3 protein-coding genes are annotated in these 3,727 nt (G+C 51.9%); 2 read left to right on the forward strand and 1 reads right to left on the reverse strand.

The features are described 5' to 3' along the window. Positions 1–238: 238 nt before the first annotated feature. Complete coding sequence (locus tag AT710_09315) at positions 239–1,336, forward strand: MFS transporter (GenBank protein KUO90227.1); 1,098 nt, start codon at positions 239–241, stop codon at positions 1,334–1,336. Positions 1,337–1,411: 75 nt separating this feature from the next. After that, on the forward strand, positions 1,412–2,623 hold the full coding sequence (locus AT710_09320; GenBank protein KUO90228.1) for an MFS transporter: 1,212 nt from the start codon (positions 1,412–1,414) through the stop codon (positions 2,621–2,623). Positions 2,624–2,626: 3 nt separating this feature from the next. Here AT710_09320 and AT710_09325 read toward each other — a convergent pair whose 3' ends face one another. Next, entirely contained in the window at positions 2,627–3,415 is a 789-nt protein-coding gene (locus AT710_09325; protein KUO90229.1) for a hypothetical protein, read from the reverse strand. Between the last annotated feature and the right edge of the window lie 312 nt (positions 3,416–3,727).

Genomic DNA, 3,727 nt, shown 5'->3' on the forward strand with positions numbered 1-3,727 from the left:
TTCGCCGTAATGATGCTTATAGGCATAGCTACGCCCACCCTCATGGGCCTCGTGGCGGACGTTATTGGGCTTAGGTATGTTTTCGGCGTGTTGGTGATATCTGTTCTGGCCCTGCTCTTCATGATTAGGCGCAACGTGGAGGCCGTGGATAAGGCTGCCCAATTAATTCAATGAATCCATGCCGGCTGGATTAAACGGATAAGCATATTAATTCAGGGGTAAACTGGTTTTGGACTGAATGAATAGGGAGGAAGCATTATTGGTCTCTTCGTCCTCTATCTCCGGGATTGCTTGGGGAGCCAATACAATAGTTGTGCCCATATACTTAACGCAATTAGGGCTTCCCCCCTTCTATGTTGGCCTACTTCTCTCGGCATCAATAGTGTTCTCCTCAAGCCTTGGATTCATATTCTCGGTTTTGGCGGATGCCCACGGCAGGAAGCGGTTTGCCATGATTAGTAGGGCCATATCCGCCCTGGCGTTCCTGCTCCTATTCATGAGGATCCCCTACGCCTATGCTTTCTCCTCATCCTGGGGAGGCGGGGGACTCGTGAACGCAATGCTGGCGGAGAAAACAAGTAATGTGGAGAACGACTTAAGCCTGATAAACTCGTTATCAATAGTGTCATCACTAATAGGCGCATTGCTTCCCCTTGCCTTGCCCATACGGCTGATTTTCCTAGTGGATTCAAGCGTCGCGCTTGCTTCCCTCCTCCTAATATCAATGATTCACGAGAGGTATAGGGGCACTGGGAGAGCGTTCTTTAGGTTAAGCGTTACCATGGGTAAGTTCTCCACGGAGGCGGTAATCGGGTTAGGGGCGGGGATTGTGATTCCCCTCATGTCTTTATGGTTCAACCTCAAATTCAATGTTTCCGCTAGGCAGATGAGCCCTGTCTTCGCCTTATCGGACCTAACTCTGGCATTAACGGTTCTCGCGGCGCCTCGTTTAGCTGCTAGGGTAGGTATGGTGAGGGCCATCGTGTTGACCCATGTCGCGGCCATAATTCTATTGGTGGTGCTGCCCTTCTCGCCCAGCTTCGCCATTGCCAGCACGGTGTTCGTGGTTAGGAATGCCTTAATGAATATGGGGAACCCCTTGCTGAGCTCAATGATACTTAGATTAATGCCGGAGAATCAGAGGGCCAGCGCCACCAGTTTCATTAATTTATTGAGTTCAATACCTAGGGCTGCCGGGCCATCAATAGGGGGGTACTTATTTGGGGAGGGGAACCTCTATTACCCATTCTTCATAACTGCCGGACTATATAGCGCGGCCACTGCCTTGTTCTACGTGTTCTTCAGGAATGCCAGGCTTGAATCGGTTAAGGTTTAAGGGGCGGCCCGTTGTTTCTCGTTTTTATTAAACCGATATCGGTAAATTTTTTAAGCAGTTAATTTTCTCCCCAGCATGGATAGAGATATATGGCTCATATTATTGTCCAGAATGCTTAGAAGCACGGCGGCTGGGGCACTAGGCATAGCCACTGGGCTCTACCTATATAATGTGCTTCACTTATCCCTCACATTAATAGGCATATTCTTCGGCGTAGGCGCATTCACTGCACCAGCCTTATCCCTATACTTCGGGAGGCTTGGGGACAAGTATGGAAGAAAGAAGATCCTAATGCTGGCCACGGCCATGCTGCCCGCCGCGACCGCCATCCTACTATTTACCCGCAATTACTTCCTGCTGCTCATTGCCGCAGCAATGGGGGGCTTCGGCACGGCCGGGGCACTAGCCAGCGGAAGCGTTGGCGCAGTGGTTGCGCCAATTATGACCGCGATGCTGGCCGATAAAACGAGGGATGATAATAGGACAACCATTTACTCCCTGCTGAATGTGGCTTCAGGACTCGCGGGCGCGGTGGGCGTATTAATTATTCACTTGGGGTACATGGAGGCATTCACGATTTCCCTCATCCTATCAACAATATCCCTCGCAGCGATAGCCCCCATTAGGGATAATTATAGGGGAGCCAAATCAACCGAGAAGAAGGGGGGCGGCTCCAGGGATAGGAGAATCATGAAGATGTTCGCCGCCGTGGGGGTACTGAACGGGACGGGGCAGGGGCTCGTGACTCCATTCCTCCCAATACTGTTCGAGGTGCTCTTTAAAGCAACAAGGGGGGAAGTAAGCAATATATTTTTCCTGGGGGGAGTGATGGCCGCATTAATGTCGCTCGCCACGCCGAGCCTCACGCGGCGCATGGGCTTCGTTAATGCCGTGATAATCACCAGAACCATATCGACCATAGCGCTAATTGCGTTGCCATTCATAAGTCTCCTCCCAATCACGATCAATGAGGCATTCATGGCTGCCGTTCTATCCTACCTAGTATTCGTTATGTTCAGGGTAGCGTCGCTGCCGGCCCAGCAATCCCTAATGATGGGCCTAGTCAGCAGGGACGCGAGATCCACAACTGCTGGAGTTAATCAGGCGGCGAGGTTATTCCCATCGGCCGTGGCCACGACCGCGTCAGGAGCCATGCTGGATTACTTGCCTATACCAGTTCCCTTCGCCTTGGCTCTCCTGGTTAATGTGGCGAACATATATCTATATAAGCGATTCTTTGGATCCATGGCCTTTGACGGCAGAACCATAAGCGCTGCGCTTGAGTAGGTATTAAATGCTCCAGCCCTCCCTGGATAACTCGTCCCTAACATCGCTGAGCCTGAATATGGGTCCATCCACGCACACGTAATGCTTACCTATATTGCAATGCCCACAGAAGCCGACGCCGCACTCCATGTGCCTCTCCAGCGAGAGGTATACATCGTGGGCCTCCATGCCCATATTAATGAGGGCCCGAACCGCGTTAATCATCATTATCTCCGGCCCTATTATGAGGGCGGCCATTCCCCGCCGCAGCTCCACCTTGTCTAGGAGCGCCGTGACCAACCCCACGTTTCCCCTCCATGATGCGTCGCCCCTATCCACGGTGACCAGCACGTTGGCTTTGCGCGGCCACTCCTCCAGCACTAGGTCCTTATATATTATATCGCTTGGGCTCCTGGCGCCGTAGAGGAGCGTTATGTTTTTCCTGCCCAAGTACTTATCCATGAAGAACCTTATGGGGGGTATTCCTATTCCCCCCGTTATTATCAGGTAATCATCGTAATTGCCGGGCCATGAGTTGCCATAGGGTCCCCGGGTCCCCACGAAGTCGCCCGTACTTAAGCCAAATAATTTACCCGTGGTTCTCCCCACTCTCTTGAATGTTATTAGGGCCTCGCCGGCGAGGGATATCGGTACCTCGCCATCAATGGTGGATGCCATTATGAACTGCCCAGGCAAGGCGCGGGGAAATCCCCTGTCCAAGGCAAGGGTCACGGTTTCCGGAGCCTCCTCCCGCCTAGCAATTATTCTGCTCCTCACCGGCAACAGCGTCTCCAATCTTCTCGGTGATTCCATCACATTAATCCCCCCTCGAGAAGTGATTAATCACATTCCTTATATCTATCTGACCTCCTCCCCGCCCTTGAGGGCGAGGATTCCCCGAGGTCTAGAGGGTTACGCCCCTTTCACGGGCGCTACTCGATTATGATCCACGATAAAGGAGAGAGGCCTCCTAATCGTTGAGATCGTTATGCCGGTAGCCTTCTTCAAGATATTCAATGCACCGTTTAGGTCCGAATGAAGCTTATGACCTTTAGGGCAATTAACTACTCCCCTCGGATCCCTAGTGACCTCAACACCATGATAAGCACAGATACGTGAAGTATT

The organism is Thermocladium sp. ECH_B, from assembly GCA_001516585.1.
Classification (GTDB): domain Archaea; phylum Thermoproteota; class Thermoprotei; order Thermoproteales; family Thermocladiaceae; genus Thermocladium.